The organism is Cognatishimia sp. (assembly GCF_964229375.1).
Taxonomy (GTDB): domain Bacteria; phylum Pseudomonadota; class Alphaproteobacteria; order Rhodobacterales; family Rhodobacteraceae; genus Cognatishimia.
Map to the genome: position 1 here is coordinate 1 of NZ_CAXREH010000151.1, position 4818 is coordinate 4818.

Consider the following 4818-nt stretch of genomic DNA (forward strand, 5'->3'; position numbering starts at 1 on the left):
TGATGCTGACCGCAGTGCGCAGGAGGCACTGGGATGGGAGGTGTCTGCGCATCTTGAGGAGGGTGAGCTTGTCCTGTCGATCAGGGAGGACGACAGGGCAATCTCACCAGAAATCGTCACCGCCACCTTTGGGCGGGCCACCTCGGTAGCGGCGGATCAGGCGCCGGTCTTTATCTTTGACGGGGAAACTTTGCGAGCGCCCGTTCAGGCCGGGGCCGGCAACTGGAACTTGCGCCTGCATGCGTTGGCCAAGGACGGAACCGTTTTCAAGCAACGTATCATCGTCAGGCAACGCACATGAGCACCATAGCCTGCGCTGCCTGTACTGCGGTGCCTCCTGTTCAAGAGATCCCGCCAGTGGACAGCGATTTACAGTTTTCGCTGCCCGGCATTCACTGCGCCGCCTGCATCGCGACCATCGAACGCGGGCTGGCTGGCGTATCAGGTGTACGGGATGCACGGGTGAACCTGTCACTGAAGCGACTGTCTATCAAAGGCTCTATTTCACCAGAAAACGTGGAAAAAGCTGTCCATGATCTGGGCTATGATATCTATCCTTTGGACGCAAACACGTTGAAAGGCAGCGAGGATCTGGCGGGCAAAGACCTTTTGATGCGCCTAGGCGTAGCCGGGTTTGCCATGATGAACGTGATGCTGATGTCGGTCGCCACGTGGTCCGGCGCAGAGGGCGCAACACGCGACCTGTTTCATCTGGTGTCATCAATCATCGCCGTGCCAGTTGTTGCCTATTCCGGCCAGCCGTTCTTTAAAAGCGCAGCCAAGGCCTTGCGTGTTGCGCGCCTGAATATGGATGTCCCGATTTCTCTGGCGATTTTGCTGGCGACGGGCATGTCGGTCTATGAAAGCGTCAGCGGCGGGCATCACGCCTATTTCGACGCGGCCTTATCACTTACGTTTTTCCTATTGATCGGCCGCTATCTGGATCATCGCAGCCGCAGTGCCGCGCGCTCGGCCGCAACGGAACTTGCCGCACTTGAAGTGCAGACCAGCCAGCGTGTTGTGGACGGCCGCGTGGAAACCCTGCGCACAACGGACCTGGCCGTGGGGGACATTGTGCGTGTTGCCATCGGCGCGCGCGTGCCCGTCGACGGGCAATTGATCTCGGATCACGCGCTGCTGGATCGGTCTTTTCTGACCGGAGAGTCTCGGGCCAGCGACGCAGATCAGGGCGAGGTTTTGCAGGCCGGTTCAGTGAACCTTGGCCCACCGTTTGAGATCGAAGTCACGCAGGTGGCCCAAGACTCGACCCTGCGCCGGATTGCCGATCTGGTTGCCACGGCTGAGTCGGGCAAAAACAGCTATACCGCTCTGGCGGACCGTGCCGCGCAGATCTATGCGCCTGCCGTGCATTTGTTGGCGCTGGCCACATTTCTTGGGTGGTGGGCGTTCACATCTGACATCCGTCTGGCGATGAATATTGCCATCGCCGTTTTGATCATCACCTGCCCCTGCGCGCTTGGTCTGGCCGTCCCGGCGGTCAGCACCACGGCGATTGGGCGTCTTTTCAAGGCTGGCTATCTGGTCAAACATGCCACCGCGCTGGAACGGTTGGCCCAGGTGGATCACGCAATTTTTGACAAGACCGGCACGCTGACAGTGCCGCATGTGACCCTGCCCGACACGCTGACCCCGACCCAGAAACAAATCTGCGTGGCGCTTGCGCAATCCTCGGAACATCCAATTGCAAAGGCTTTGGCCCAGCAAGAAAGTGACATTCCGCCTGCCGCCATCACAGACATCGTCGAACACAAAGGCCAAGGGCTTGCGGCAATGGTCGAGGGAGAGACGGTTAAACTCGGCAACGGTCGTTGGCTGGGTGCGTCTTTTCACGGGCTCGGGTTTGCGCAGGGCAGCCAGCCCGCTGTGGCACTGAATGTGGACGAGACACTGCGCACAGGAGCACGCGATGCACTGGATGGGCTGACCATCCCTGCAGAAATCGTGACAGGCGATGTGCCCGACCGCGCCGAAAGACTGGAACGCGAGCTGGGGGTGCCCGTCACAGCCCTTGCCTCACCGGAATACAAACACGCTCATATCCAAGCCGAGACCTCCCGCGGTCGCCGCGTGCTGATGGTAGGGGATGGCCTGAATGACACCATCGCTTTGGCCAGCGCCCATGCCAGCATTGCACCGGCGACCGCACTTGATGCGGCCCGAAACGCCGCCGATGTGGTTCTGTTGAAAGAAGACCTGTCCGAACTGCCTCTGGTTCTGGCCATCGCGCAGATGTCGACACGTCTGAGCGTACAAAACTTTTGCATCGCCGCGGCGTATAACTGCGTCGCGATCCCAGTCGCTATCGCGGGCTATGCCACCCCGTTGGCGGCCGCGTTGGCCATGTCATTTTCGTCCATAACCGTCCTTCTCAACGCCCAACGTGTGAGGTTCAAAACATGAATGTTCTCGTCGTATTGATCCCAGTCTCTCTGGTGCTTGGCGGCCTCGGGTTGGCGGCCTTCGTCTGGAGCCTGAAGGCCGGGCAGTTTGAAGACGATCAGGGAAACGCCCAGCGCATTTTCATCGATGACCAATGACCGCCTGAGGGCGATCTGGTCATGGGTTTTCGCGATGATGAAAAAGGGGAAATGGTGCCGCTGATAGGACTCGAACCTACGACCCCATCATTACGAATGACGTGCTCTACCAGCTGAGCTACAGCGGCGCCTGGCGCGGGTTTAGCACCGCGCCCCGGGATCGAAAAGACCTATTTTGCGGTCTCTTCTTCGCGTGTTTCGCTTGCCTCGACCTCGTTGGTTTCAACGTCCACCGACTCGTTCATTGACTCGTCCAATGGAACGATATCACCCGTCATAGGCTCGGGCGCGCCGACGATCATGGGCAGCATTTCCATGGAAACCGGGCCAACTGAATCATCGGCAGGCGGGGCTGTCCAAGACAGGCTGTCCAACGTACCGCAGTTGCCACAAACCGGCACCCATTCACCGTGAATGTTATGGCAATTGTCGCATACCCATTGAGGACCGCGCGGCGCATTTACGGCCCGCGCAAGCCAACCTTTGACGATGTCATCGCCTGCACCTTCGCCCTTTTCGATGGCAGCCAGAATGGTCAAAGACCGCGCTGTCGGATCGGTTTCCCATAGATCGCCAAGCGCTTTGCGGGCAGCTGGGAAATCTTCGGCTGCGATCTGCAGCTCGGCCATGAGCATCTTTGTTTCCGGATGATCCGGCGTCGGTTTGACCAGCACCTGAAAGCGTTTGATGCGGTCTTGTGGTGACTCATTGGGCTCGATTTCGGCATAAGCGGCGGCCAGATCCGGATGCGGCTGGGCTTCCCATGCTTTTTTCAGGATCCGCATGGCAAAGCGCGGTTTGCTTTTCGCGATATAGCTGCGGGCGGCCATTGCGGCGGCTGGGATCAAATCAGGCGACAGACGGTTGGCCTCGATGAAATCTTCGCGTTCAGAGATCGAACTGTCCTCAGACAAAAGCGACTTGGCCTCGGAAAGCGCCAGTACCGCATCCCGGCGACGGTGCACATCGCGGGGCAACGTTCCGTGTTTCAGCTTGGCGTTCAGCGTTGTGCGCGCACCCTTCCAGTCTTCGCTGTCGGCTTGCAGCTTCAGTAGGATATCAGAGGTTTCGACGTGGCGCGGTTTGAGGGCAAAGGCAGTTTCAGCCAGCTTCAGCGCCGTGTCGGTTTTACCATCTTCAAGCTTTTGCTTCATCAGGCCCCGCACGCCCACAAACCTGGTTTGGTCGTCCTTGAGCAACCGCTTGTAAACTTCTTCGGCCTTGCGACGGTCGCCGGTGATCTCGGCGGCTTGCGCGGTAATGAGGTTGGTCAATTCAGGGCGCCGCAGCAGGCGTTCCGCCTTGCGAGCTTTGTCCATGGCTGCGCGCCCCTCGCCAGAGGCCAGCGCCATCATGCCTTCGGTAAGGGCCTGAAACCCGCGACGTTCGCGGCTGCGGTCAAAATACCGGCTGAGCGCCGTCTCGTCGCCATTGATGAACTTCAGCGTCGCAACAAGCAGCGACGCCAGTTTCAACACCACCCAAAGTACAACCGTCAGCACACACAGCGCGATCACCGACATCAACGGGCTAAGATTATACTCGACGCCGCCAACGGTCAGCAGAATGCCACCGTCGCTTTCCATTAGATAGCCGGCACCAAGGGTCAGGCCTGCGATGGCCGCAACGAACAACAGGATTTTGGTTAAAGACCAGAGCATAGGATACCTTTAATTCGTACTAAGGGCGTGAGAGAGCGCTTCGCCTGCGGCCAAAGCATCCTGTCGTGTGCGCGCCAAGTCGGCCCATTGTGCAATTTGGGCTTGGGCCGCATCGGGTAGGGCAGCAATCTCGGCCAGAGCATCTGTCAAGTTTCCAGACGTTAACGCGGCCTCGGCCCGGCTGAGCACCGCGTCAGCGTCATCACCATCATGCGGCGTAACCGAGCGTGCGCCAAGTTGTGTTTTCATGAACGACAAAAACCGGTTGCCTGTTTGCTCTTCAGTTGTGCGCGCCGCCGCCAATGCCGCGCGGGCAGCTTCTGGGAACTGGCTTTGCAAAGTGGCGAGGCTTGGGGCGCCGGTATCTGCCAGACTGTCCAAAGCCGCAGGCGCCGGAGTGCCGGTCGCGGTCACCAAATCATTCAGGGGCGCGCGGAACGATTGGCCAGCGTCCAAGGCAGACAAAACACGTGTCAGGGCAGCACGGGCCAAAGCCTGCTGCGCCGTCATTTTGGCATTCTCTTCCATCGCCTGAGCTTCGGCGCGTTGTGCCGCGACAGAGGCTTTCAGTTCCTCGAGCTCACGCTCATAGGCTTGGA

The 4818-nt window shown here is 59.3% G+C and carries 4 protein-coding genes, 1 tRNA gene and 1 pseudogene; 3 read left to right on the forward strand and 3 right to left on the reverse strand.

The window, feature by feature from the left end:
• The 3 genes from ACEQWH_RS11365 to ccoS all read left to right on the forward strand — a co-directional run.
• A partial coding sequence (locus ACEQWH_RS11365) for a FixH family protein (RefSeq protein ID WP_370230925.1) occupies positions 1-301 on the forward strand: 301 nt, incomplete at its 5' end.
• A complete protein-coding gene (locus tag ACEQWH_RS11370) occupies positions 298-2421 on the forward strand; it encodes a heavy metal translocating P-type ATPase (RefSeq protein WP_370230927.1) in 2124 nt (707 codons plus the stop codon). The genes ACEQWH_RS11365 and ACEQWH_RS11370, both read left to right, overlap by 4 nt.
• On the forward strand, positions 2418-2558 hold the full coding sequence (gene ccoS, locus ACEQWH_RS11375) for a cbb3-type cytochrome oxidase assembly protein CcoS (protein ID WP_370230929.1): 141 nt from the start codon (positions 2418-2420) through the stop codon (positions 2556-2558). The genes ACEQWH_RS11370 and ccoS overlap by 4 nt, the downstream gene beginning before the upstream one ends.
• A 52-nt stretch (positions 2559-2610) precedes the next feature.
• Here the strand turns inward: ccoS and ACEQWH_RS11380 are convergent.
• From ACEQWH_RS11380 to ACEQWH_RS11390, 3 genes and pseudogenes are all read right to left on the reverse strand, one after another.
• Positions 2611-2686 (reverse strand) — tRNA-Thr (locus ACEQWH_RS11380).
• 42 nt (positions 2687-2728) lie between these two features.
• Positions 2729-4219, reverse strand: a complete 1491-nt coding sequence (locus ACEQWH_RS11385) for a heme biosynthesis protein HemY (protein ID WP_370230932.1) — start codon at positions 4217-4219, stop codon at positions 2729-2731.
• A 9-nt stretch (positions 4220-4228) separates the two neighbouring features.
• Positions 4229-4818 (reverse strand): annotated as a pseudogene (locus tag ACEQWH_RS11390) (COG4223 family protein); the annotation flags it as partial.